Origin of the sequence: Methylobacterium oryzihabitans (assembly GCF_004004555.2) — a bacterium.
Taxonomy (GTDB): domain Bacteria; phylum Pseudomonadota; class Alphaproteobacteria; order Rhizobiales; family Beijerinckiaceae; genus Methylobacterium; species Methylobacterium oryzihabitans.
Genome location: NZ_SACP01000003.1, coordinates 173,971 through 196,517 on the forward strand (window position 1 = coordinate 173,971; position 22,547 = coordinate 196,517).

Genomic DNA, 22,547 nt, shown 5'->3' on the forward strand with positions numbered 1-22,547 from the left:
GGAACGCTCCTATGTTCGGGCGGTCGGTCCGTCGGCCCTCCCGCCGGACCGAGCCGGGCCGCGAGGCCCGCGATTCGCGAACGGAGCGTCCTGCCCGTGATCTTGTCCGTGAAGAGAGTGTCCGCCCCCCTCGCCGTGCTCGGCCTCGTCCTGTCGGTCGGCGTCCTGTCCGGTCCGGTGCGGGCGCAGCAGGCCGTTCCGGCGCCCTCGACCGCCGCCCCGCCCGCCGGCACGCCGTCGCCGGCCCAGGCGACCCCGCTGCCGAGCACCACCGCGCCGGGCCCCGGCCCGTCCTCGGGCGAGGCGCCGAAGCCTCCGCTGCCCGAGAAGGCGCTGCCGGTGCCCGGCGTCGCGCCCCCGGCCGGCGCGCGCCAGCCCCTGGTCCAGGCGCCCGGCGACCCGGCCGACGTCGACGAGGTGACGCTGCCGGCCAAGCCCGTAGCGATCCTCGCCGGCAAGTCGTCCTGGGACAACGCCGTGGCGAGCCTGAAGGAGACGATCGGGCGCATCGAGGCGGCGCTAGCGCAGGCCGGCGTGAAGGCGACCGGCCGGCCGGTGGCGGTCTTCACCCGCACCGACGACGACGGCTTCCAGTACGAGGCGATGGTGCCGGTCGATGCCGTCCCGGCGACCCGGCCCGGCGGGCTGCCGGCGGAGCTGCGCTTCGGCACGACGCCGAGCGGCAAGGCCCTGCGCTTCGTCCACAAGGGCCCCTATGACGGGATCGACCAGACCTACGAGACCGTGACCGCCTATCTCGACGCCAAGGGCATCATCGTCCAGGACGCCTTCGTGGAGGAGTACCTGACCGACCTCAAGACCGCGCAGGACGGCGACCTGGAGGTCAACATCTACGCCCTGCCGAAATAGGGCGGCGCGGTTCGTCTCGGGTCACCGCCCCGGACCCCGCAGATGGCCCCGGACCTGGGTCCGGAACGTGCGGGCGGCGTTCGCCTCCCAGCCGGTCCCCTGCGCCAGCGCGGTGAGACGCGCGGTGGCGGCCGGGCCTTGGACGCGGTCGGCGAACAGCGCGAGGCTGTTCTCCACCACCACCGGATCGAACTCGGTCAGGCCGGCGACGCAGACGAGGTAGTCCACGACGTTGGCGAGGCCGTCGCGGTCGAGCGGGAGTTTTCTGACGGTCCGCGGGTCGGCGAGACGCTTGGGATAGCGCGCATAGAACGCGTCCGCGAGCGCGCCGCCGACCAGCGCCGACGCCCTCACCTCGGCGCAGGTCGGAAGCGGAAGGTCCGCGCCGCGTTCGCTCCCGGCCGGCTGCGCCGCGCCGACGCCCGCGGAGCACAGCCCGGCCGTCGCCAGAGTCAGCAGCACGACGGAGCGCGCCGCCCGTCCGGTCCCGATGCACCGCATCGCGCTTCCTCCCGCTCCGTCGCGTTCCCGCCGGCGCGGTCCCGGCGAACGGAACTCAGCGGGCCAGCCAGCCGCCGTCGACCGGCAGCACGATCCCGTGGATGTACGACGCCGCCGGGGAGGCGAGGAAGACCGCCGCGCCGCCGAGGTCGCGCGGGTCGCCCCAGTGGCCGGCGGGGATGCGCCCGAGGATCTGGCCGCTGCGCTCCGGGTCGGCCCGCAGGGCCTCCGTGTTGTTGGTGATGAAGTAGCCCGGCGCGATCGCGTTGACGTTGATGCCCCGGCCCGCCCATTCGCAGGCGAGCAGCCGGGTCAGGCCCGCGAGCCCGCTCTTCGAGGCGGTGTAGGACGGGATCCGGATGCCGCCCTGGAAGGACAGCAGCGAGGCGATGTTGATGATCCGCCCGCCGCGCTCGTCGGCGAGCATCCGGCGGGCGAAGGCCTGCGACAGGAAGAACACCGACTTCAGGTTCACGTCCATCACCGCGTCCCAGTCGGCCTCGGAGAAGTCGAGGGCGTCGGCGCGGCGGATGATGCCGGCGTTGTTGACCAGGATGTCGGGCCGCCCGGCGGTCTCCGCCTCGGCCACCACGCGGGCGACCGGCTCCAGGCTCGACAGATCGGCGGTGACCGCCCGGAACGGCCGGCCGAGGGCGCGCACCCGGTCGCCGGTCTCGCTCATGTCCGAGCGGCCGACCGCGACGATGCCGGCCCCCGCTTCCGCCAACGCGACCGCGATCGCCTGACCGAGACCCGTATTGGCGCCGGTGACGACGGCGTTGCGGCCCGAGAGATCGAAGGCTCCGCCCATGGCGCTCACCGCAGCGCGGACATGGCGACCATGTCCATGTCGGTGTAGTCCTGGTTGTCGCCGCCCATCGCCCAGATGAAGGCGTAGTGGCTGGTTCCGACGCCGGAATGGATCGACCAGCCCGGCGACAGCACCGCCTGCTCGGAGGCGACGACGAGGTGGCGGGTCTCGCTCGGCTCGCCCATCAGGTGCAGCACCCGGGCGTTGGGGTCGAGGTCGAAATACAGGTAGACCTCGGAGCGCCGGTCGTGGGTGTGGCACGGCATGGTGTTCCACATGCTGCCGGGTTCGAGCTGGGTCAGCCCCATCACGAGCTGGCACGACGTGCACACGCCCGGGATGATGTACTGGCGGATGGTGCGCCGGTTCGAGGTCGCTTGATCGCCGACCTCCATCCGGTTCGCCCGCTCGGCCGGGATCACCACGGTCTCGTGGGCCGCGTGGGCCGGGGTGCTGACGAGGTAGAACTTGGCGGGGCTCGCCGCGTCGTCGCTCTCGAACACCACCTCGCCGGCGCCCATGCCGACATAGAGCGCGTCGCGCGGTCCGACCGCGTGGACGGCGCCGCCGACCCGGACCCGGCCGGGGCCGCCGACATTGATCGCGCCGAGTTCGCGCCGGGCCAGGAAGGCGTCGGTGCCGACCGCCTTCGGGGTCGGCAGGGTCACGGGCGCGTCCACCGGCATCGCGCCGCCGACCACCAGCCGGTCGATGTGGCTGTAGGTCAGCAGCACCTCGCCCGGGGAGAAGAGCCGCTCGATCAGGAAGTGGCGGCGCAGGGTCTCGGTGTCGAAGCCGCGCACCGCCTCCGGGTGCGCCACCTGGCGGATCTCGATCGTCATGGAACGGGCGTCCTCGTGGTGGAGGGCGGGGCGCGCTCGGGGCGCGCCTGCGCGTCGAAATAGTCGGGGTTGAGCCCGGCGACGTCGCCGAGGTCGGCGAGCAGGCCGTCGAGATGGGCGCCCATCCGGGTGGCGGCCCCGGCCGGGTCGCGGGCCGCGATCGCGTCGCGCACCGCCCGGTGCTCGACCAGCACCCGCTCGAAGCGGCCGGGCTGGGGCAGGGTGAGGCGGCGGAAGCGGTCGACCTGGATCTTCACCTGCTGCACCAGCCGCCAGATGCCGGGATGGCCCGCCGCCATGGCGATGCCGGCGTGGAACGCCTCGTCGGCCTGGTGGAAGTCCTCGCGGTCGTCGCGGGCGGCGGCGTCGCGCAGGGCATCCATCGCCCGGTCGAGGTCGGCCAGCGCCCCGGCCCCGGCCCGCTCGGCGGCGAGCCGCGCGCTGGTCTCCTCCAGGGCGCGCCGGATGATGAGCGCCTCCGGCAGGTCGCCGAACGGGATGCGGGCGACGAAGGTGCCGGCCTGCGGGAAGATCGCGACCAGCCCTTCCTCGGCGAGCTTCAGCACCGCCTCGTGGACGGGGGTGCGGCTGACGCCGTAGGCGGCGGCGAGTTCCTTCTCGTTGATCGGTTCGCCCGGCCGCATCGCCAGGGACGTGATGCGGGCGCGCAGGTCCTGGCGGATCAGCGCCGAGGCGGTCGGCGGCCGCTCCCGGGTCGGATCCGGCCGGCGAGCGGGCGTGCGCCGCGCGGGCGTCGTGCTGCCGGTCTCCATGCGCTCCTCCCACCGCTGCGGCACGCTGCTGCCGGCGCCCGTCGAACGGCACATTAATCTGATATATCAGATTGGCAAGCGGTTTGCGGCGGCGAGCGGTTCGCCGCGGCCGGCCTCACCGGTGCGGGGGAAACGACAGCCGCGTCGCCACGACCCGGGCCTTCAGCCGCGCCGCGGCGGCGGGGTCGCCCTGCCGGGCTTTCGCGTCGGCGAGGGCGAGGTGGAGGCCGGTGTCGTCGATCGTGCCGGCCGGCGCCATGTGGTCGCCGAGTTGCGCCAGGGCGGCGTCGTAGGCCGCCAGCGCCGCCGCGGCGTCGCCGCGCGCGAGGGCCGCGCGGCCCTCGCTGGCATACCGGCGGGCAGAGTCCGCGTCCGCCGCCGCGCCGGTCGCGGCCAGGGCGACCGCCAGCGCCGCCAGGGCGGCCCCGCGCCCCATCCGTCAGGGCTTGCCCGCCGCCCGCACCCGGGCGACGAAGCCGTCGTAGTTCTCGGGCGTCAGGATGCCGACGAGCTTGTCGCGGATGCGGCCGTCGGGACCGATGATGAAGGTCTCGGGCACGCCGTAGACGCCGAAATCGATGCCGGTGCGTCCGCTCGCGTCCGCGCCGACCGCCCGGAACGGATTGCCGTGGCGGCCGAGGAAGCGTCGGCCGTTCTCGGCCTCGTCCTTGTAGTCGATGCCGACGAGCCGGATGCCGTCGCGCGACAGCCGCATCAGCATCGGGTGTTCGATCTGGCACGGGGCGCACCACGACGCCCAGACGTTGAGCACCGTCGCCTCGCCGGTGAGGTCGGTGCTCGACAGGCCCGGGACCGGCTTGCCGTCCGGCTGCACCAGCCCCGGGATGCCGGGCAGCGCGAAGGCCGGCACCGGCTTGCCGATCAGCGCCGAGGGGATCGCCGAGGGGTCGTAGCCGGTCGAGAGCAGCTTGCCGAGGAAGATGCCGGCGAGCGCCGCGAAGGCCAGCAGCGGCAGCAGGAAGACCAGCCGCGAGCGGCGCGCCGGCAGGTCCGCGTCGAGCCCGGCAGCCGGCGGAGCCTCGCCGGGCGCGCTCACGGCTCCCTCCGGTGCTGGAGCGCGGCGAGCGCCCGGCGCTGGGCGCGGTGGTCGAGCAAAGCGTGCCCGATCAGGCCCGCCACCACCAGGGCGGTGAAGGCGTAGGCGCCGAGGATGAAGGCGGCGTGCGGTCCGAGGTCCACGGGTCGCCTCCGGCTCAGGCCGCCTGCGGCGCCGGCAGCGGCGCCGCGTCGAGGCGCTCGGCCTCCAGGATGGTCAGGGTGCGCACGCGCCGGCGCAGCAATTCGGTGCGCATGCCCTGAAGGTGCAGGGCGATGCCCAGCACCGAGAACGCCGCGATCATCGTCAGCAGCGGGTAGAGCATCGTCGGGTGGATGGTCGGGCCGCCCATGCGCAGGATCGAGGCCGGCTGGTGCAGGGTCGACCACCAGTTCACCGAGAACTTGATGATCGGCAGGTTGACCGCGCCGACGAGGGTCAGGATCGCCACCGCCCGGGCGGCCCGGGCGGGATCCTCGATCGTCCGCCACAAGGCGAGCAGCCCGGCATAGATCAGCAGCAGCACCAGCATCGAGGTCAGCCGGGCGTCCCAGACCCAGTAGGTGCCCCACATCGGCTTGCCCCACAGCGAGCCGGTGACGAGGCAGACCAGGGTGAAGGCGGCGCCGATCGGGGCAGCGGCGCGCTGGGCGACGTCGGCGAGCGGATGGCGCCAGACCAGCGTGCCGACCGCCGACACCGCCATCGTGGCGTAGAAGAACACCCCGAGCCACGCCGCGGGCACGTGGATGAACATGATCCGCACCGTCTCGCCCTGCTGGTAGTCGGGCGGGGCGACGAACCACGACAGGTACAGCCCGACGCCGAGAAGCGTGGCCGCGACCCCCCACAGGGCCGGCAGGGCCGCGCCCGACCAGCGCATGAAATGGCCGGGCTGTGCCAGCCGCGTGAACACGGACATCGCCATGGCGGATGGTCTAGCGCGGCGGCCGGCGCGGCGGCAATGCGGACGATGGGCGCAGTCCGGGCGGCCGCGTGCGCGGTCGCCCGGACTGCATCCTCTCTCGCCTCAGGCGACGGCGGTCGCGTCCGCGACCTCGGCTCTCGTTCCGCTCCGTGTTCGTGAGGACGACGTCCTGACGAACCCGCTCCACGGGGCGCTTTTCGCGCCCGTCACGCGGCATGGCTTGCGGGCGCAAGCCATGGGGGAACGAACCTTGGCCGCGGCGGTTGATGCGACGGTTTCGCGTCGGGGGTCCGTCATGCTGAAGTGGGCGATCATCTTCTTCGTCATCTCGCTGGTCGCCGGTGCGCTCGGCTTCACCAACGTCGCGTCGGGGGCCCGCGGCATCGCCCGGCTGCTGTTCGGCCTGTTCCTCGTGATCGCCGTGGTGATCGTGGTTGTGGCGGTGCTGCTCGGGCAGGCGGTGTTCTGATCCCTACTCCCCCCACCGCAACGCCGCCGCCGCCGCCAGCGTGCCGGTGACGGCGGCGACGAGGCTGAGCGCCGCGAGGATCATCAGCGGGGTGGCGAACGGCACGGTGCCGCCGCCGGCCGCCTCGGTGGCCGAGACGCCGAAGATCAGCGTCGGGATCATCAGGGGCAGCACCACCACCGCGAGGATCAGGCCGCCTCGGCGGATCGAGGCGGTGAGCGCGGCGCCCGCCGCGCCGATGAAGGTCAGGGCCGGGGTGCCGACGAGGAGCGTCAGGCTGGTCGCCGCCATCGCGGTCGGGGTCAGGGCGACGAGGAGCCCGAACACAGGCGCCGCCAGCGCCAGCGGCAGCCCGGTGGTGAGCCAGTGCGCCACGACCTTGGCCACCACCACGAGTTCGAGCGGGGCCGGCGTGCCGGCGATGAGGTCGAGGGAGCCGTCCTCCTCGTCGGCCTGAAACAGCCGATCGAGGCCGATCAGGGTGGCGAGCACCGCGGCGAGCCACAGGATCGCCGGGCCGATCCGCGACAGAAGGTTGAGGTCGGGGCCGAGCGCGAACGGCACCATCACCACGATCATCAGGAAGAACACGAGGCCGAGCGCCCCCGAGCCGCCGATGCGGCCGGCGAGCCGCAGGTCGCGGGCGAGCACCGCCAGGAAGGCGCGGGTCATGCCCAATCCTCCGCCGCCGCGTCCGGCGACGGCCGGGCCGGGCGGTACGCCTCGATCGACAGCCGCCGCGCGTCGTCGAGGCCGAGCGCCTGATGAGTCGCCGCCACCACGAGGCCGCCCGCCGCGAGGTGCTCGCGCATCAGCCCGGCCAGCATCGCCTGCGAGGCGGCGTCGAGGGCCGCGGTCGGCTCGTCGAGGAGCCAGAGCGGGCGGCGGCAGACGAGGAGACGGGCGAGCGCCACCCGCCGCCGCTGCCCGGCCGAGAGGTAGCCCACCGGCAGGCCCGCCGCATGGGCGAGGCCGAGGCGGGCGAGCGCCTCCCGCGGCGCCATCGCGGCGTCGCCGAGGAGGTCGCGGGCGAAGGCGAGGTTCTCCTGCGCGGTGAGCGCGCCCTTCAGGCCGTCGCGGTGCCCGACGACGTGCAGGGTCTCGGGGATGGTGCGCTCGCCGATGCCCTCGGCCCGCAGCCGCCCGGACTCCGGCCGCAGCCGCCCGGCGAGGATCGCCAGCAGCGACGACTTGCCGGCCCCGTTGCGCCCGGTGACGACCAGGGCGTCCCCGTCCGCGAGGGTGAAGGACAGCCCCGAAAAGATCCGGCGGCCGGAGCGCCGGCAGGCGAGGGTCTCGGCGATCAGGCGCACGGGCGCTCCGGACGGAAGGGGAGGAGCGCCGTCCTACGACGGCCCGCCGCGCCTGAGAATGCCTGCATCCCAGGTCGCCAGGACAATCGCTCCAGCGATTGTCCTGCGGTCGCCCGCAGGGCGACGCTCAATGGCGGGCGCGAAGAGCGCCCCGCGGAGCGGGTTCGAGGGGACGAACGTCCCTTCGAATGCAGAACGGAGCGAAAGCCAAGTGAGCGGATGCGAATGCCGGCGCCTGAGGCCAAGCAGGAAACAAGGGCAATCGCTATGGAGCGATTGCCCTTGTAGGTCGCAAGGCCGCGGTAGCGGGCAGTTTCGAAGTGTTCTATATGCAGCGCAGGCTGCGCCGCGCGAGCTTCAGAGGCGTCCAAACCGCCCAGTCGCGCATCCCAGTCCGGGCACCCCCGGGGCGGCGCGCGCATCGTCGGGTCGGCGGCGCGAGGACCTTTCAAGACTCCTCGCCCGCCGGTGCCGCACGGGAATCGGAGTCGGGGCCGCCGCGGCGGCGCGGGCTCCGTGAGCGCATCCGGCCGAACACTGCACCCTGGCGCAGGTTATGCCTGCGCCGTGTTCGACAACCCCTCGCGAGGACCACGCCGTGGCATCCATCGACAGCTTCAAGTCCCGTCAGACGCTCCAGGCCGGCGGCAAGAGCTACACCTACTTCTCGATCCCCGAGGCGATGAAGAACGGCCTCGCCGACGCGGCGACGCTGCCCTTCTCGATGAAGGTGCTGCTCGAGAACCTGCTGCGCTACGAGGACGACCGCTCGGTCAAGAAGGCCGACATCGAGGCGGTGGTGGGCTGGCTCGGCAACCGCGGCAAGACCGAGGTCGAGATCGCCTTCCGCCCCGCCCGCGTGCTGATGCAGGACTTCACCGGCGTGCCGGCGGTGGTCGACCTCGCGGCGATGCGCGACGCCATGGTGGCGCTCGGCGGCGACCCGCAGAAGATCAACCCGCTCGTCCCGGTCGACCTCGTCATCGACCACTCGGTCATCGTCGACGAGTTCGGCACCCCGAAGGCGCTGGCCGACAACGTCGCGCTGGAATACGAGCGCAACGGCGAGCGCTACACCTTCCTCAAGTGGGGCCAGTCGGCGTTCGACAACTTCTCGGTCGTGCCGCCCGGCACCGGCATCTGCCACCAGGTCAACCTCGAATACCTGTCGCAGACCGTCTGGACGAAGCCGTTCGAGGGCACCGAGGTCGCGTATCCGGACTCGCTCGTCGGCACCGACTCGCACACCACCATGGTCAACGGCCTCGCGGTGCTCGGCTGGGGCGTCGGCGGCATCGAGGCCGAGGCGGCGATGCTCGGCCAGCCGCTCTCCATGCTGATCCCCGAGGTCGTCGGCTTCAAGCTGTCGGGCAAGCTGCCCGAGGGCACCACCGCCACCGACCTCGTGCTCACCGTGACGCAGATGCTGCGCAAGAAGGGCGTGGTCGGCAAGTTCGTGGAGTTCTACGGCCCCGGCCTCGACGACATGTCGGTCGCCGACCGCGCCACGATCTCCAACATGGCCCCCGAGTACGGCGCGACCTGCGGCTTCTTCCCCGTCGACCAGAAGACCATCGACTTCCTGACGGTCACGGGCCGCGCGGACGATCGCATCGCGCTCGTCGAGGCCTACGCCAAGGCGCAGGGGATGTGGCGTGACGCGGCCACCCCGGACCCGGTCTTCACCGACACGCTCGAACTCGACATGGGCGACGTGAAGCCGTCGCTCGCCGGCCCGAAGCGGCCGCAGGACCGGGTGCTGCTCGACGGCGCCAAGACCGGCTTCGCCGGCGCGATGGAGACCGAGTTCAAGAAGGCGGCCGACATCGCCCGGCGCTATCCCGTCGAGGGCGCGAACTTCGACATCGGCCACGGCGACGTCGTCATCGCGGCGATCACGTCCTGCACCAACACCTCGAACCCGAGCGTGATGATCGGCGCCGGCCTGCTCGCCCGCAACGCGGTCGCCAAGGGCCTGCGCTCGAAGCCGTGGGTGAAGACCTCGCTCGCCCCCGGCTCGCAGGTGGTGGCCGAGTACCTCGACAAGGCCGGCCTCCAGCCGAGCCTCGACGCGCTGGGCTTCAACCTCGTCGGCTTCGGCTGCACCACCTGCATCGGCAATTCCGGTCCGCTGCCGGCGGCGATCTCGAAGTCGATCAACGACAACGACGTCGTGGCCGCCGCGGTGCTGTCGGGCAACCGCAACTTCGAGGGCCGGGTGAACCCCGACGTGCGGGCGAACTACCTCGCCTCGCCGCCCCTCGTCGTCGCCTACGCGCTCGCCGGCTCGATGCAGCTCGACCTGACCAAGGACCCGATCGGCCACGGCTCGGACGGCCAGCCGGTCTACCTGAAGGACATCTGGCCCTCGACCGCCGAGGTGCAGGAGTTCATCGAGGCCAACATCACGTCCGGCCTGTTCAAGTCGCGCTACGCCGACGTGTTTGGCGGCGACGACAACTGGAAGGGCGTCGAGGTCACGCAGGCCGAGACCTTCTCGTGGAACCCGGGCTCGACCTACGTCCAGAACCCGCCCTACTTCGTCGGCATGGAGAAGACCCCGAAGCCGGTCGAGGACGTGGTGAATGCCCGCATCCTCGGGCTGTTTCTCGACTCGATCACCACCGACCACATCTCGCCGGCCGGCAATATCCGGGCGGCCTCGCCGGCCGGTGCCTACCTGCAGGATCATCAGGTCCGGGTGCAGGACTTCAACCAGTACGGCACGCGCCGCGGCAACCACGAAGTCATGATGCGGGGCACCTTCGCCAACATCCGCATCAAGAACCAGATGGTGCGCGACGAGTCCGGCAACGTGGTCGAGGGCGGCTGGACGCTGTTCCAGCCTTCGGCCGAGAAGATGTTCATCTACGACGCGGCGATGCGCTACGAGGCCGAGGGCACGCCGCTCGTCATCTTCGCCGGCAAGGAGTACGGCACCGGCTCGTCGCGCGACTGGGCGGCGAAGGGCACCAAGCTGCTCGGCGTCCGCGCCGTGGTGGCCGAGAGCTTCGAGCGCATCCACCGCTCGAACCTCGTCGGCATGGGCGTGGTGCCGCTGGTGTTCCAGGGCGACACCTCGTGGGCGTCGCTCGGCCTCAAGGGCGACGAGACCGTCACGATCAAGGGCCTCGCCGGCGAGCTGAAGCCGCGCCAGACCCTGGTCGCCGAGATCACCTCGGCCGACGGCACCAAGCAGGAGGTCCCGCTCACCTGCCGCATCGATACGCTCGACGAGCTGGAATACTTCCGCAACGGCGGGATCCTGCCCTACGTCCTGCGCCAGCTCGCGGCCTGAGGGCTCCGGTCTGACCCTCCCCCCTCTGCGGGGGAGGGTGCCCCAGAGAGTGGGGCGGGCCGGGACGATAGTCCCGCAAGAGGGGATCGCGCCAGTCCAGAACGTGGCGCTTTGCACGGCTGCCGAGCCAAATCCGGAAACGTGGTTCCCCTCTCCCGGCTCGCATCCGCTCGCCACCCTCCCCCGCAAAAGGGGGGAGGGTTCGGGCGGGATGCCCCTGTAACGGTTCCCCGCCGGCCACCGAACTGACTCCCTGACCCCCAGGGAGATCATCCGTGACGAAGCTCACCTCCATCGCCTTCCTCGGCCTGCTCGCCCTGCCGGGCCCGGCCTTCGCCGCTCCGCAGGTCGAGCGGCTGCGCGGCACCATCGAAAGAACCGAATCCGGCACGGTCACGATCCGCACCGACGACGGCACTGCCCGCACGGTCGCGCTCGCCGACGACACCCGGATCTCGTCCCTCGTCCCGGCCAGCCTCGACGGCGTGAGGGACGGCAGCTACATCGGCACCGCGACCAAGGACGGCGACCCGCCGGTCGCGCTCGAGGTGCTGATCTTCCCCGAGGCCCTACGCGGCGCCGGCGAGGGCCATCGCCCGTGGGACGTGCTTCCCGACACCACGGCCGGCGGCGCCCCGGTCGAGAGCCGGATGACCAACGGCACCGTGCGCCCGCCCGAGGTCGAGACCCGGATGACCAACGGCACGGTCGGCACCCGCAAGGCCGGCGACGGCACCACGCTGCTCACCGTCGGCTACGGCGGCGGCAAGGCGCTCACCGTCGCGGTGCCGCCCGGGACGCCGGTCGTGACCCTGGAGCCCGGCTCGCGGGCGCTCCTCGTGGCCGGCGCCAAGGTGTTCGTCGTCGCCAGCCGCGACGGCGACCGCCTGGAGGGCCGCTCGATCTCGGTCGGCAAGGACGGCCTGCGCCCGCCGATGTAGCCCGCTCAGCGCACCTCGAAGATCCCGTCGACCTCGACGCTTGCGTTGCCGGGCAGGCCCGCGACGCCGATCGCCGTGCGCGCGTGGCGGCCGGCCTCGCCGAACAGCCTGAACATCAGGTCCGAGGCGCCGTTCACCACCTTCGGCACGTCGGGCCAGCCCGGCACCACCTGCACGAAGCCGCCGAGGCGGTGGCAGCGCACCACCCGGTCGAGGTCGCCGTCGAGGGCGAGGCTGAGCGAGGCGAGCAGGTTGAGGGCGCACAGCTCCGCCGCCGCCTGACCGGCGGCGAGGTCGTGGTCCTCGCCCAGCCGGCCGGTATGCGAGATCACGCCGTCGCGCTCGCAGATCTGGCCGGCGAGCCACACCGTCGGGCCGAGGCGCGAGAACGGCAGGAACGCGCCGCGGGGCGCCGGCACCGGCGGCAGGGTCAGGCCGAGCGCGGCGAGGCGGGTCGCGATCGTGCCGTGGGGCTGGGTCATCGGGGGGTGTCTCCGTGGGTCGGCGCGTCCTCGCCGGTGAAGTCGCGCCACAGCAGCATCAGGGCCGCCATCACCGCCGGGCCGAGGAACAGGCCGAGCAGCCCGAAGGTCTCGACGCCGCCGAGGATGCCGAGCAGCACCCACAGGAACGGCAGGCGGGTGACGCCGCCGATCAGCGCCGGGCGCACGAAGTGGTCGGCCACGAAGGTCACGACGAGGCCCGCGACCCCGACCAGGATCGCCGCGGTGACGTGGCCCTGCGCCAGCACCAGCAGGCAGGCGATGCCGAACACCAGCGGCGCTCCGAACGGGATCATCGCCGCGAAGGCGGTGGCGGCGCCGAACAGAACCGGGTGCGGCACGCCGGCGAAGAAATAGGCGATGCCCAGAAGAAAGCCCTCGCCGAGGCCGACCAGCACCAGCCCGTCGACGGTGCCGTGGACCGAGGCCGCCATCTGGCGCGCGACCCGCTCGCCGCGGGGGCCGAACAGCCGCCGGCAGGCGCTCAATCCCTGCCGGGCCACCGCCTCGCCGTCGCGGAACAGGAAGAACAGCGTCAGCAGGGTGAACAGGAACACCACCACCCGGTGGACGATCTGCGAGCCGAACAGGCGACCGAACCCGATCAGGGAGGTCCGGTCGAGCCGGTGCAGCAGCTCCGACGAGCCGGCGGGATGGCCGAGGGTATCGCTCCACCACCGCGACACCGCGGCGGCGCCGAACGGCAGGTGCGACACCCAGTCCGGCACCGGCCAGCCCGACTGCTCGACGCTGCGCCAGAAGTCGAGCACCTCGCTCGCCTCGCGGGCCGCCTGGATCGCCACGACGGCGAGGGGGATCAGGAACACCAGGGCGACCGCGCCGGTGAACAGCGCCGGCCACAGGATGTTGTGCGGACCGGGCGGGAAGCGCCCGGTCAGCCGGCGGTAGAGCGGCCACAGAGCCACCGCCAGCACCACCGCCCAGGCCAGCGCCGGCAGGAACTCGTGCAGGATCCACAGGCCGAGGGCGGCGAGGCCGAGCACCAGCGCCGCGCGGGCGAGGGCGGGCGTCGCCCCGGCCCGGATCTCGACCGGCGGGGCGGGGGGCGGCATCGGGTCGGGCATGCGGGCGTTCCGGCGCTGGGTGCGGGTGCATCTAGGGCATGGCCGGGCCGGGTGAACGGAGCGTGTCGGCCGTGTGGCGGGCGCCCGTCCGCAGGACAATCGCTCGAACGCGATCGCCCTGGTTTTTTGCTTGCCCTCAAGCGCCGGCGTTCGCGTCCGCTCACTTGGCTTGCGCCCGGCACACGGCGCGATCGCCCTGTGCTCGTCCGCCCGGGCTGTTGCCCGCCGCACCCCCCTCGTGTATGCGGACCGCTCGATCGGACGCCGTCCGCATCCGCGGAATCGCGCGGGTTCCGGCATTCCACCATCGCTCGAGACCGCCGGTCGCGGTCCGTGGTCAGGGGCTCGGGCGGGAGTCCGCAGGCCGCGCCGTTCGAGCCAGACCCCAGCAGGGAAGCGGCTGCACGCCCATGTCCGATACCTTCGACCGCGTTGCCGACATCATCGCCGACACCGCCGACATCCCGCGCGACACCATCACGCCGGAGAGCCACGCGATCGACGATCTCGGCATCGACAGCCTCGCCTTCCTCGACATTGCCTTCGCCATCGACAAGGCGTTCGGGATCAAGCTGCCGCTGGAGCAGTGGACCCAGGAGGTCAACGAGGGCAAGGTGCCGGCCGAGGAGTACTTCGTGCTGAAGAACCTCTGCGCGCGCATCGACGCCCTGGTGGCCCAGAAGGCCGCCAAGGTCTAGGCGCCGGAACGCGGTCGCGCACCATGCGGCTCGAATATTTCGAGATGATCGACCGGGTCGTGCGGCTCGACCGGGGGGCGGGCCGGATCGAGGCGCGCGCCACGGTGCCGACGGCGAGCCCGGTCTTCGAGGGGCACTTCCCCGGCCACCCGCTGGTGCCGGGCGTGCTCCTGACCGAGACGATGGCGCAGGCGTCGGGCTACCTCCTCCTCGCCCATCTCGACTTCCGCCAGATGCCGTTCCTGATGGGCGTCGACAAGGCACGCTTCCGCAGCTTCGTCGGCCCCGGCGCGGTGCTCGACGTCGAGGCGAGCCTGGAGCACGACGGCTCGGGCTATGCCGTGACCAGGGCGGCGATCCGCACCGGGGGCAAGCCGCTCTGCAACGCGGAACTGCGGTTCAGGACGATGCCGTTCCCCGATGGCCTCGACGCGCCGATGCGCGAGCGGGCGCGGGCGATCGGCCTGATCGAGGGACATCCGGCGTGACGCGCGACGTGGTCATCACCGGCCTCGGCCTCGTCTCCTGCGCGGGCGAGGGCGTGACGGCCCATCTCGACGCCCTGCGGGCCGGCGGGACGCCGCGGGTCGATGCCGCGACCTTCGCGCCCTACCCGGTGCATCCGGTGGCGCCGCTCGCCCTCGACGGGCAGATCCCCAAGAAATCCGACCAGCGCCAGATGGAGCCGTGGCAGCGCCTCGGCGTCTATGCCGCCGGGCTCGCCCTCGACGCCGCCGGGGCCAAGGCCGATGCCGCCCTCAAGGCCGGGATGCACCTCGTGGTCGCGGCCGGCGGCGGCGAGCGCGACTACGCCGTCGACGGCCAGATCCTCGCCGGCCTCGCCGGGGCGGACGACAAGGGCGCGTTCCTCAACGAGCGCCTTCAGAACGACCTGCGCCCGACCCTGTTCCTGGCCCAGCTCTCCAACCTGCTCGCCGGCAACATCGCCATCGTGCACGGCGTCACCGGCGCCTCGCGCACCTTCATGGGCGAGGAATCGGCCGGCACCGACGCCTTGCGCATCGCCCATGCCCGCATCGCGGCGGGACAGGTCGACCTGATGCTCGTCGGCGGCTCGTACAACGCCGAACGGGCCGACGTGCTGCTCGTCCACGAGATGGGCGGCTACCTGCGCAAGCCGGACTTCCGCCCGGTCTTCGAGCGCGACGACGCCCCCGGCTTCATCCTCGGCTCCGGCGCCGCCTTCCTGGTGCTGGAAGCGGCCGATCATGCTCGCGCCCGCGGCGCCGCCCCGGTGGCACGCCTCGCCGCCGTCGCCAGCGACCGCACTCGGCGGGTGCCGGGCAGCGTCGGGGCGAGCCTTGCCTCCCTGTGGCAGGGGGCGGGCGCGACGGCGCCGGACCTCGCGATCAGCGCCGCCACCGGCTGCGCCGGCATCACCGCCGAGGAGGGCGAGGCTCTCGCCACCCTGGCCCCCGGCGCCCGCCGGACGGCACTCGGCGACCTCACCGGCCACACCCTCGAAGCCGCCGCCCCGTTCGGCGCGGCGCTGGCCGCCGCGGCGGTCGCGGCCGGCGCGGCGCGGGAGGCCGTCGTCAGCGTCGTCGGCCATCGCCGTGGCGAGGGCGTGATCCGCATCCTGCCCGCGACGGAGGCCGCATGAGCCGCGCAGACCGCGACGCCCTGGGCCGCCCGCTCGTCGCCGTGACCGGCCTCGGCATCGTCACCTCGCTCGGCATCGGCGCGGCCGAGAACTGGGCTGCCCTCACCGCCGGCCGCTCGGGCATCCACGCGATCCGCCGCTTTCCGACCACCGGCCTGCGCACCCGCATCGCCGGCACCGTCGATTTCCTCGACGCCGAGCCGATGGTGGCGCCGGCCCTGTCCGAGCGCTTCGCCGCCTCGGCCGCCGAGGAGGCGATCGGTCAGGCCGGCCTCGGCCGCGCATTTCCCGGTGCGCTGTTCATCGCCGTGCCGCCGGTCGAGATGGAATGGCCGCAGCGCCAGGCGCTCGCCGAGGCCGCGGGGGCGTACGGCGAGGTCACCTATGCCGACCTGCTGCGCGCCGCCGGCACCCGTCGCTTCGACGACTGGCACGACCTGTTCATCTTCGGCACCGTCGCCGACCGCATCGCCGACCGCTTCGGCACCCGTGGCTCGCCGATCTCGCTCTCGACCGCCTGCTCGTCGGGTGCCACCGCGATCCAGCTCGGCGTCGAGGCGATCCGCCGCGGCGAGATGGCGGCGGCTCTCTGCGTCGGCACCGACGGCTCGGTGAACCCGGAATCGCTGATCCGGTTCTCGCTGCTCTCGGCCCTCTCGACCCAGAACGACCCGCCGGAGGCGGCGTCGAAGCCCTTCGCCAAGAACCGCGACGGCTTCGTGATGGGGGAGGGCGCCGCCGCCCTGGTGCTGGAGGACGCCGCCGCCGCCCGGGCGCGGGGCGCGAGAATCCTCGGCTACGTGCTGGGCTGCGGCGAGAAGGGCGACGGCTTCCACCGCACCCGCTCCTCGCCGGACGGGGCGCCGATCATCGCGGCGATCCGGGGCGCCCTCGACGATGCCGGGATCGGCCCGGAGCGGATCGACACCGTCAACGCCCACGGCACCGGCACGCCCGAGAACGACAAGATGGAGGCGCTCGGCTGCCTCGCGGTGCTGGGCGAGCGGATGCGCAGCGTGCCGATCTCGTCGAACAAGTCGATGATCGGTCACACGCTCACCGCCGCCGGCGCGGTCGAGGCGGCGGTCTCGCTCCTCACCATCGCGCATGGCCGCGTGCCCCCGACCCTGAACTACGCCGTGCCCGACCCGGCGATCCCCCTCGACGTGGTGACGAGCGCCCGCGACCTGCCGGTCGCGACGGTGCTGTCGAACTCGTTCGGCTTCGGCGGCCAGAACACCTGCCTCGTCTTCGGCGCGGAGCCGGTGGCGTGAGCGCCCCGGATCCGGCCCGCCGCGTCCTCGTCACAGGCGGGGGCCGCGGTCTCGGCGCCGCCATCGTGCGCGCCCTGGTCTCGGCCGGTCACGACGTCGATTTCACGTTTCGCGAGTCGGCCGAGGCCGCCGCCGCCCTCGCGGAGGAACTCGCCGCCGCGCACCCCGAGCGCAGCATCCGCACCCACGCCCTCGACCTGTCGGATCGCGGCGCCCTCGACGCCTTCAGCGAGGCGATGGCCGAGGAGGGGATCTACGGCTTCGTCCACAATGCCGGGCAGTCCTGCGACGGGCTCGCCGCGATGCTCGACCAGGACCGCGCCGAGGCGGCGATGCAGGTCAACTTCTGGTCGCTGACCCGCCTCGCCAAGGCGCTGGTGCGGCCGATGACCCGTGCCAGGGCCGGGCGCATCGTCGCGGTCGGCTCGGTCGCGGCCCTGCGGGCCAATCCGGGCAACGCCGCCTACGCCGCCTCGAAGGGGGCTCTGATCGCCTATTGCCGCACCCTGGCGATCGAATCGGCCCGCCGCGGCGTCACCGTCAACGTCGTCGCCCCCGGCTTCATCGACACCGACATGATGACGGCCTATGCCGGGCACCGCGCCGGCATGGAGAAGCAGATCCCGGCCGGGCGATTCGCCGCGCCGGACGAGGTGGCGAACCTCGTCGCCTTCCTGTTGTCTCCCGGAGCCGCCTACGTCACCGGTGCGGTCCTGCCGGTGGATGGCGGCCTCACCGCGATGCTGGGCATCCACCGCACCTGACACGGTGACGGGACGATCAGTCCCGTGTCCGTGTCACCAGCCCGCGCGGCGCTTGAGCGAAGCAGAAACCGTATGACACCGGATCCATGATGCACCCCGTGCCGCGCCGCGTCCGAGCCGCGGCTGTCCTCCTCGTCCTCTCGGGCGCCCCGGCCCTGGCCGAGACCTTTCGGGTCGACGACGTGCCGCCGGGCGATTCGCTCGGCATCCGCGAGGCGCCGGATGCGGACTCGCCCGCCGTCGGCCGGGCGCCGGCCAACGCCCTGCTGCGCGGCGCCGGCTGCACCAACGACACCCCGAGCGGCCGGACCTGGTGCCGGGTCAAGTACGGCGCCGTCGTCGGCTGGGCCCGGCGGCGCTACCTCGCGCCCGCCGATTAGTTTTTTGGGCGGGTTGCGTTCCTCTGCACCTCCGCCCCTTTCCCAGACGACTGAAACGAAGTGGAAGGAGATCCGGGATCCAGCCATCAGAATCGTCGCGAAGCGACTCTGTGTGGTGGCACCGTCGCTGAGTCCGGACGCTTCGCGACTCGTTGTGCTGGTTCCCGGATCTCCTTCCGCCGACGCTTCAGTCGTCCGAGAAAGGGGCGATTCTCGCGCCCGACAGGGCTGCGAGGCCGCCAGGCCAGCTTTCAGAAGGTTTCCCCATGCAGGCCCTCCAGCTCTTCGGCGACCGCGACATGCGCCTGACCGAGGTCGCGGACCCGCCGCCGCCCGGACCGGGCGAGGTGCGGGTCCGCGTGCGGGCGGTCGGCCTCAACTTCATCGACGTCTGGGGCTTCCGCGGCATGGCCTTCGCCAAGCGCAAGCTGCCGCTGACGGTCGGCGCCGAGGCGGCCGGCGAGATCGCGGCGCTCGGCGAGGGCGTGACCGGCCTGACCGAGGGCGACGCGGTCGCGCTCTACGGCGCGATGACCTGCGGCCGCTGCCGGGCCTGCCGCGAGGGCCGCGACAACCTCTGCGAGGAGGTCGGCGGCGTGATGGGCTTCCACATCGACGGCTTCGCCCGCGACTTCGTCACCATGCCGGCCCGTCTCGTCGTGAAGGTCCCGGCCGGGGTGAGCTTCGTACAGGCGGCCTGCGCGCCGGTCGCCTTCGGCACCGTCGAGCACATGCTGTTCGACAACGCCCGGCTGGAGCCCGGCGAGTCGATCCTCGTCCATGCCGGCGGCTCGGGGATCGGCACCGCGGCGATCAAGATGGCGAAGGCGATCGGCTGCACCGTCTTCACCACCGTCGGCGACGATGCCAAGGGCGAGCGGGCGCGCGAACTGGGGGCCGACCACGTCGTCAACTACCGCACCGAGCGGTTCGAGGGCGAGGTCCGCCGGCTGACGAAGCGCAAGGGCGTCGACGTCGTGTTCGAGCACGTCGGCGCCGAGACCTGGAACGGCTCGCTGCTCTGCCTCAAGCGCGGCGGCCGGCTGGTCACCTGCGGCTCGACCTCCGGCGTCTCGACCACCATGAACCTGATGCAGCTGTTTCAGCAGCAATACCGCATCACCGGCTCGTTCGGCTGCCGCCTCGACAACATCCGCACGTCGCTCGACAAGATGGCGTCCGGCCTCACCCCGGTCATCGACACCGAACTGCCGCTCGCCGACTTCACCCACGGCCTGGAACGGCTCGAATCGCGCAAGGTCTTCGGCAAGATCATCGCGACGCTGTGAGCTCGTCTCAGGGGCATCGCTGTGAAGCGATGACCTTGGAGCGTTGCGGTTGCGCCCTTGTGACGGCTCGGCGGCGCGCTTACAGGCAAGGACCTGCCCTCCGGCAGGGCAACCTGCCCTGTCGATCCCGCGAGACCCTCGTCCGTGCTGCGTCTGAAGCTGAGGCTGTACCGCGCCCTGTCCCGCTTCGCCGGGCTGCCGATGGTCGCCGTGGTGCGCGGTCTGTTCTGGCTCGCCCGCCGGCTCGGCCCGGAGCGGGCCGCCGCCGCCGGCGCCCGGATCGCCCGGACGCTCGGACCGTGGCTGCCCTCGCACCGCACGGCGCTCGCCAACCTGCGCCTCGCCTATCCCGGCCGCGATCCGGCCGAGCTCGCCGCCATCGCCCTCGGCTCCTGGGACAATCTCGGCCGCACCGGCGCGGAATACGCCCATCTCGGCGAGATCTTCGACTACGACCCGGACGCGGCCGAGAACGGCCGGATCGAGGTCGAGGGCATCGAGCACTTCACGGCGATGCGCGACGACGGCCGGCCGGGCCTGATCTTCTCGGCCCATCTCGGTAATTGGGAATTGCCGGCGATCTGCGCCGCCCGCTTCGGCCTGGAAGCGAGCGCGGTGTTCCGGCCACCCAACAGCCCGGCGGCGGCGCAACTGGTGCAGGAGGTCCGGCGCGCCACCATGGGCGGCCTCACCGCCGCCGGCCCCGGCGCCGCCTTCAGGATGCAGGGGGTGATCGAGCGCGGCGGCCATCTCGGCATGCTGGTCGACCAGCACTTCACCCGCGGCGTCGTGGTGCGGTTCTTCGGCCGGCCGGCCCTGGTCAACCCGCTGCTGGCCAAGCTCGCCCGGCACTACGAATGCCCGGTTCACGGCGTGCGGGTGATCCGCCTCGCCCGCGGCCGGTTCCGCCTGCAGCTCACTCCGGCCCTCGACTTGCCGCGGGACGAGGGCGGCGCGGTCGACGTCGCGGGGGCGATGCAGGCGATGACCGAGATCATCGAGGGCTGGGTGCGGGAGCATCCCGAGCAATGGCTGTGGATGCACCGGCGCTGGCGGCCCTCGATGCTGCCGAAGCCGGCGGTTCAAGCCAACGTGACTTCCGTCGGCGCCGTCGGCGGGGTTTGATGGCGCATGCCGCACCCGTCCTCCCGCTGGCTCCTCGCCGTCCCGCTCGCGGCCGTCCTGGTCGGGCCGCGGGCCGCCGGTGCCGGGGAGACGCCGCGGGCGGTGGTCGAGCTGTTCACCAGCCAGGGCTGCGCCGCCTGCCCGGCGGCGGACCGTCTCGTCGGTGAACTGGCGCGCAACCCCGACGTGATCGTGCTGAGCCTGCCGGTCACCTACTGGGACTATCTCGGCTGGAAGGATACGCTGGCCAGCCGTGCCTTCACCGAGCGCCAGCGCGCCTATGCCGGCATGCGCGGCGACCGTCAGGTCTACACGCCGCAGGCGGTGGTCAACGGCGCCGTCACGCTGGTCGGCTCCGACCGGGCCGCCCTGGAGCGCAGCATCCACGATCCCGGCACCGCCGCCAGCCTGCCGGTGGCGATCCGCAGCGAGGTCGGCCCCGACAGCATCGCGATCGACATCGCGCCCTCGCCGGTTCCCGGACGGCGGGCGGAACTGTGGCTGCTGCCGGTCGCCCGCACCCGCGAGGTCGCCATCGTCCGCGGCGAGAACCGCGGCCGCACGATGGTCTACCGCAACGTCGTGCGCGGCATGCACCATGTCGGCCCGTGGTCCGGAGCGGCGGCGCATTACGAGGTGCCCCGCTCGCTCCTGCGCCCGGGCGAAGCGGATTCCTACGTCCTGGTGCTCCAGGCCGAGCATGGCGGCCCCGGGCGGATCCTCGGGGCGGCGAAGGGGCCGGGGCTGTAGCTCACGGCCTGCGCCCGACGGCCTTGAAGAAGGTGTAGCCGAAGCTGCCGTCCGGCTCCGCCGTGCGCAGCAGGGCCCGGATGCCCCGGTCGAAGGCGTCGGCGCCGATGAGGCCGGCGGCGATCGCCGGTTCGCGAATACCCGCCACCATCGCCACGAAGGTGCGGCGCACGAAGCCGTCGATCCAGTCCGGGCGTCCGGCATCGGCATAGGCGACGCGGGGCGTCACGGGGCCGAGTGCATGGGCGGGGCGGGTTGTCATACGGTTTTCGGACGATCAGTTCCGAAAACCGTATCACCAGCCCGCGCGGCGACTGAGCGAAGCCGGTTTCTGCATCGCGAAGGGATCAATCAGAAACCGTATCACGGCCTATCCGGGACATCGCCCAACGGCGCAGGTCGTCCGAGTGCGTGAAGCCCGCTTGAACGGCACGTGCCGGGGAAGCCGGCGAGAAACACCTTCCCCTGCGGCAGGCGCGACCTTAAGAGACACGATGCGTGGCTTCGTCTCGCGGCGAGGCAAGGCCGGCATTCGTGGCCTACACGGATTGAACTGTCGCATGTGCCTGGTTCTGCCGGAACGATGCCGCACGCTGTCCGCTCCTCGTCGAGATCGACCTCCAAGCGATGCGTATCCCGTCCCTGATCACCGCCTGCCTGCTGGCCGGAACGAGCCTGTCGGCCTGTCAGACGTCATCCACCAAGGGCACGGCACCCGTGCCGATCCGACAACCCGCCGAGATTCCGCCCGAAGCGCCGAAGCTGCCGCGCGACTACCGGCGCATCCTGGGTGAACGGCTTCTCGACGGGTTCATGGCCGACGGTGCGGGCCGCGCCGAGATCAGCGCCCCGTACTACGGCCGTACGCTCTTTGGATCGGAAGTGTCCGTCGTCGCACGCTTCCCGGTCCGGGCTGCTTACTCCGCGCGAGTGAATCCCTTCATCAACCCGAACGGCCCCAATCGCATGCGGTGCATCGTGATGACGGGGAGTCAACTCTGGACGGAGACGAAGCGGATCACGCCCGCCATCGGTCAGGCCGGGCTCGCCGATACGGAAGAGTGCGGCGATGGGCTGGTCTATACGCCCTTCAAGGAGCTCGAACTCTATGCGGAGCGCATGAAGGTGTGCGGCGACAAGGGCAAATCGGCCTGCCTGCCAACGCCCGACTTCATCCCCGGACAGCCGGTGACTCGATATTTCTGAGCATAAGCGAAACGGCTCCTGGACCCTGGCGCCCGGGAGCCGTTTC

27 protein-coding genes are annotated in these 22,547 nt (G+C 72.4%); 14 read left to right on the forward strand and 13 right to left on the reverse strand.

What is annotated here, in order from left to right:
• Positions 1-102 precede the first annotated feature (102 nt).
• A complete protein-coding gene (locus EOE48_RS04755) occupies positions 103-870 on the forward strand; it encodes a GyrI-like domain-containing protein (RefSeq protein WP_246153962.1) in 768 nt (255 codons plus the stop codon).
• A 21-nt stretch (positions 871-891) separates the two neighbouring features.
• Here EOE48_RS04755 and EOE48_RS04760 read toward each other — a convergent pair whose 3' ends face one another.
• The 8 genes from EOE48_RS04760 to EOE48_RS04795 all read right to left on the reverse strand — a co-directional run bounded on the left by EOE48_RS04760 (position 892) and on the right by EOE48_RS04795 (position 5,782).
• Positions 892-1,371: a hypothetical protein gene (locus EOE48_RS04760; RefSeq protein ID WP_127727637.1), complete on the reverse strand. Its 480-nt coding sequence runs from the start codon at positions 1,369-1,371 to the stop codon at positions 892-894.
• 55 nt (positions 1,372-1,426) lie between these two features.
• Entirely contained in the window at positions 1,427-2,182 is a 756-nt protein-coding gene (kduD, locus tag EOE48_RS04765; RefSeq protein WP_127727638.1) for a 2-dehydro-3-deoxy-D-gluconate 5-dehydrogenase KduD, read from the reverse strand.
• A 5-nt stretch (positions 2,183-2,187) separates the two neighbouring features.
• Positions 2,188-3,024: a 5-dehydro-4-deoxy-D-glucuronate isomerase gene (gene kduI, locus EOE48_RS04770; RefSeq protein ID WP_127727639.1), complete on the reverse strand. Its 837-nt coding sequence runs from the start codon at positions 3,022-3,024 to the stop codon at positions 2,188-2,190.
• Positions 3,021-3,797, reverse strand: coding sequence for a GntR family transcriptional regulator (locus EOE48_RS04775; RefSeq protein ID WP_127727640.1), 777 nt, complete (start codon positions 3,795-3,797; stop codon positions 3,021-3,023). Before EOE48_RS04775 ends, kduI begins: the two co-directional genes overlap by 4 nt.
• Positions 3,798-3,912: 115 nt before the next feature.
• Positions 3,913-4,233: a hypothetical protein gene (locus EOE48_RS04780; protein ID WP_127727641.1), complete on the reverse strand. Its 321-nt coding sequence runs from the start codon at positions 4,231-4,233 to the stop codon at positions 3,913-3,915.
• A 3-nt stretch (positions 4,234-4,236) separates the two neighbouring features.
• A complete protein-coding gene (locus tag EOE48_RS04785) occupies positions 4,237-4,854 on the reverse strand; it encodes a DsbE family thiol:disulfide interchange protein (RefSeq protein WP_127727642.1) in 618 nt (205 codons plus the stop codon).
• Positions 4,851-4,997, reverse strand: coding sequence for a heme exporter protein CcmD (ccmD, locus tag EOE48_RS04790; protein WP_127727643.1), 147 nt, complete (start codon positions 4,995-4,997; stop codon positions 4,851-4,853). Before ccmD ends, EOE48_RS04785 begins: the two co-directional genes overlap by 4 nt.
• 14 nt (positions 4,998-5,011) lie before the next feature.
• Positions 5,012-5,782, reverse strand: a complete 771-nt coding sequence (locus tag EOE48_RS04795; RefSeq protein WP_127727644.1) for a heme ABC transporter permease — start codon at positions 5,780-5,782, stop codon at positions 5,012-5,014.
• A 295-nt stretch (positions 5,783-6,077) separates the two neighbouring features.
• Here EOE48_RS04795 and EOE48_RS04800 point away from each other — a divergent pair, with 295 nt between their 5' ends.
• Positions 6,078-6,251 carry a DUF1328 domain-containing protein gene (locus EOE48_RS04800; protein WP_127727645.1) on the forward strand — a complete coding sequence of 58 codons (174 nt, stop codon included), beginning with the start codon at positions 6,078-6,080 and terminating at the stop codon, positions 6,249-6,251.
• Between the two features lie 3 nt (positions 6,252-6,254).
• Here EOE48_RS04800 and ccmB read toward each other — a convergent pair whose 3' ends face one another.
• On the reverse strand, positions 6,255-6,923 hold the full coding sequence (gene ccmB, locus EOE48_RS04805) for a heme exporter protein CcmB (protein WP_127727646.1): 669 nt from the start codon (positions 6,921-6,923) through the stop codon (positions 6,255-6,257).
• Positions 6,920-7,564 (reverse strand): heme ABC exporter ATP-binding protein CcmA, encoded by a 645-nt coding sequence (ccmA, locus tag EOE48_RS04810; RefSeq protein ID WP_127727647.1) that lies wholly within the window; start codon positions 7,562-7,564, stop codon positions 6,920-6,922. The genes ccmB and ccmA overlap by 4 nt, the downstream gene beginning before the upstream one ends.
• A 598-nt stretch (positions 7,565-8,162) precedes the next feature.
• Between ccmA and acnA the strand changes: the two genes are divergently transcribed.
• Together acnA and EOE48_RS04820 are read left to right on the forward strand one after the other, a co-directional pair.
• A complete protein-coding gene (acnA, locus tag EOE48_RS04815; RefSeq protein WP_127727648.1) occupies positions 8,163-10,862 on the forward strand; it encodes an aconitate hydratase AcnA in 2,700 nt (899 codons plus the stop codon).
• A gap of 275 nt (positions 10,863-11,137) precedes the next feature.
• On the forward strand, positions 11,138-11,803 hold the full coding sequence (locus EOE48_RS04820) for a metal ABC transporter permease (RefSeq protein ID WP_127727649.1): 666 nt from the start codon (positions 11,138-11,140) through the stop codon (positions 11,801-11,803).
• Between the two features lie 5 nt (positions 11,804-11,808).
• Here the strand turns inward: EOE48_RS04820 and EOE48_RS04825 are convergent, their stop codons facing one another.
• Positions 11,809-12,285, reverse strand: coding sequence for a RidA family protein (locus EOE48_RS04825; protein ID WP_127727650.1), 477 nt, complete (start codon positions 12,283-12,285; stop codon positions 11,809-11,811).
• The gene (locus EOE48_RS04830; protein ID WP_425463620.1) at positions 12,282-13,391 is read right to left on the reverse strand and encodes an AI-2E family transporter; all 1,110 of its coding nucleotides are present in this window, start codon (positions 13,389-13,391) and stop codon (positions 12,282-12,284) included. The genes EOE48_RS04825 and EOE48_RS04830 overlap by 4 nt, the downstream gene beginning before the upstream one ends.
• 410 nt (positions 13,392-13,801) lie before the next feature.
• On the opposite strand from EOE48_RS04830, the gene EOE48_RS04835 reads away from it, so the two are divergent.
• From EOE48_RS04835 to EOE48_RS04875, 9 genes are all read left to right on the forward strand, one after another.
• Positions 13,802-14,089: an acyl carrier protein gene (locus tag EOE48_RS04835; protein ID WP_127727651.1), complete on the forward strand. Its 288-nt coding sequence runs from the start codon at positions 13,802-13,804 to the stop codon at positions 14,087-14,089.
• Positions 14,090-14,112: 23 nt separating this feature from the next.
• Positions 14,113-14,577, forward strand: a complete 465-nt coding sequence (locus EOE48_RS04840) for a 3-hydroxyacyl-ACP dehydratase FabZ family protein (RefSeq protein ID WP_127727652.1) — start codon at positions 14,113-14,115, stop codon at positions 14,575-14,577.
• Entirely contained in the window at positions 14,574-15,713 is a 1,140-nt protein-coding gene (locus EOE48_RS04845; protein WP_127727653.1) for a beta-ketoacyl-ACP synthase, read from the forward strand. Before EOE48_RS04840 ends, EOE48_RS04845 begins: the two co-directional genes overlap by 4 nt.
• Positions 15,710-16,987 (forward strand): beta-ketoacyl-ACP synthase, encoded by a 1,278-nt coding sequence (locus EOE48_RS04850; protein ID WP_127727654.1) that lies wholly within the window; start codon positions 15,710-15,712, stop codon positions 16,985-16,987. The genes EOE48_RS04845 and EOE48_RS04850 overlap by 4 nt, the downstream gene beginning before the upstream one ends.
• A complete protein-coding gene (locus EOE48_RS04855) occupies positions 16,984-17,751 on the forward strand; it encodes an SDR family oxidoreductase (protein ID WP_127727655.1) in 768 nt (255 codons plus the stop codon). Before EOE48_RS04850 ends, EOE48_RS04855 begins: the two co-directional genes overlap by 4 nt.
• 98 nt (positions 17,752-17,849) lie before the next feature.
• A complete protein-coding gene (locus tag EOE48_RS04860) occupies positions 17,850-18,131 on the forward strand; it encodes an SH3 domain-containing protein (RefSeq protein ID WP_425463621.1) in 282 nt (93 codons plus the stop codon).
• Positions 18,132-18,397: 266 nt separating this feature from the next.
• Positions 18,398-19,420, forward strand: a complete 1,023-nt coding sequence (locus EOE48_RS04865; protein ID WP_127727657.1) for a zinc-binding dehydrogenase — start codon at positions 18,398-18,400, stop codon at positions 19,418-19,420.
• A 144-nt stretch (positions 19,421-19,564) separates the two neighbouring features.
• Entirely contained in the window at positions 19,565-20,545 is a 981-nt protein-coding gene (locus EOE48_RS04870; protein WP_127727658.1) for a lipid A biosynthesis lauroyl acyltransferase, read from the forward strand.
• Between the two features lie 6 nt (positions 20,546-20,551).
• The gene (locus tag EOE48_RS04875) at positions 20,552-21,295 is read left to right on the forward strand and encodes a DUF1223 domain-containing protein (protein ID WP_127727659.1); all 744 of its coding nucleotides are present in this window, start codon (positions 20,552-20,554) and stop codon (positions 21,293-21,295) included.
• A 1-nt stretch (position 21,296) separates the two neighbouring features.
• Here the strand turns inward: EOE48_RS04875 and EOE48_RS04880 are convergent, their stop codons facing one another.
• Complete coding sequence (locus tag EOE48_RS04880) at positions 21,297-21,557, reverse strand: hypothetical protein (protein WP_127727660.1); 261 nt, start codon at positions 21,555-21,557, stop codon at positions 21,297-21,299.
• A gap of 365 nt (positions 21,558-21,922) precedes the next feature.
• Here EOE48_RS04880 and EOE48_RS04885 point away from each other — a divergent pair, with 365 nt between their 5' ends.
• Positions 21,923-22,501 (forward strand): hypothetical protein, encoded by a 579-nt coding sequence (locus tag EOE48_RS04885; RefSeq protein ID WP_127727661.1) that lies wholly within the window; start codon positions 21,923-21,925, stop codon positions 22,499-22,501.
• The last annotated feature ends 46 nt before the right edge of the window (positions 22,502-22,547 follow it).

What these genes read in the sequence shown, in the direction of transcription:
- ccmB (WP_127727646.1), bottom strand. Translation starts at nt 6,923, where the DNA reads ATGACCCGCGCCTTCCTGGCGGTGCTCGCCCGCGACCTGCGGCTCGCC.
- kduI (WP_127727639.1), bottom strand. Translation starts at nt 3,024, where the DNA reads ATGACGATCGAGATCCGCCAGGTGGCGCACCCGGAGGCGGTGCGCGGC.
- EOE48_RS04800 (WP_127727645.1), top strand. Translation starts at nt 6,078, where the DNA reads ATGCTGAAGTGGGCGATCATCTTCTTCGTCATCTCGCTGGTCGCCGGT.
- EOE48_RS04885 (WP_127727661.1), top strand. Translation starts at nt 21,923, where the DNA reads ATGCGTATCCCGTCCCTGATCACCGCCTGCCTGCTGGCCGGAACGAGC.
- EOE48_RS04825 (WP_127727650.1), bottom strand. Translation starts at nt 12,285, where the DNA reads ATGACCCAGCCCCACGGCACGATCGCGACCCGCCTCGCCGCGCTCGGC.
- EOE48_RS04880 (WP_127727660.1), bottom strand. Translation starts at nt 21,557, where the DNA reads ATGACAACCCGCCCCGCCCATGCACTCGGCCCCGTGACGCCCCGCGTC.
- EOE48_RS04840 (WP_127727652.1), top strand. Translation starts at nt 14,113, where the DNA reads ATGCGGCTCGAATATTTCGAGATGATCGACCGGGTCGTGCGGCTCGAC.
- EOE48_RS04830 (WP_425463620.1), bottom strand. Translation starts at nt 13,391, where the DNA reads ATGCCCGACCCGATGCCGCCCCCCGCCCCGCCGGTCGAGATCCGGGCC.
- EOE48_RS04875 (WP_127727659.1), top strand. Translation starts at nt 20,552, where the DNA reads ATGCCGCACCCGTCCTCCCGCTGGCTCCTCGCCGTCCCGCTCGCGGCC.
- kduD (WP_127727638.1), bottom strand. Translation starts at nt 2,182, where the DNA reads ATGGGCGGAGCCTTCGATCTCTCGGGCCGCAACGCCGTCGTCACCGGC.
- EOE48_RS04865 (WP_127727657.1), top strand. Translation starts at nt 18,398, where the DNA reads ATGCAGGCCCTCCAGCTCTTCGGCGACCGCGACATGCGCCTGACCGAG.
- EOE48_RS04835 (WP_127727651.1), top strand. Translation starts at nt 13,802, where the DNA reads ATGTCCGATACCTTCGACCGCGTTGCCGACATCATCGCCGACACCGCC.
- EOE48_RS04760 (WP_127727637.1), bottom strand. Translation starts at nt 1,371, where the DNA reads ATGCGGTGCATCGGGACCGGACGGGCGGCGCGCTCCGTCGTGCTGCTG.
- EOE48_RS04775 (WP_127727640.1), bottom strand. Translation starts at nt 3,797, where the DNA reads ATGGAGACCGGCAGCACGACGCCCGCGCGGCGCACGCCCGCTCGCCGG.
- EOE48_RS04780 (WP_127727641.1), bottom strand. Translation starts at nt 4,233, where the DNA reads ATGGGGCGCGGGGCCGCCCTGGCGGCGCTGGCGGTCGCCCTGGCCGCG.
- EOE48_RS04795 (WP_127727644.1), bottom strand. Translation starts at nt 5,782, where the DNA reads ATGGCGATGTCCGTGTTCACGCGGCTGGCACAGCCCGGCCATTTCATG.
- EOE48_RS04850 (WP_127727654.1), top strand. Translation starts at nt 15,710, where the DNA reads ATGAGCCGCGCAGACCGCGACGCCCTGGGCCGCCCGCTCGTCGCCGTG.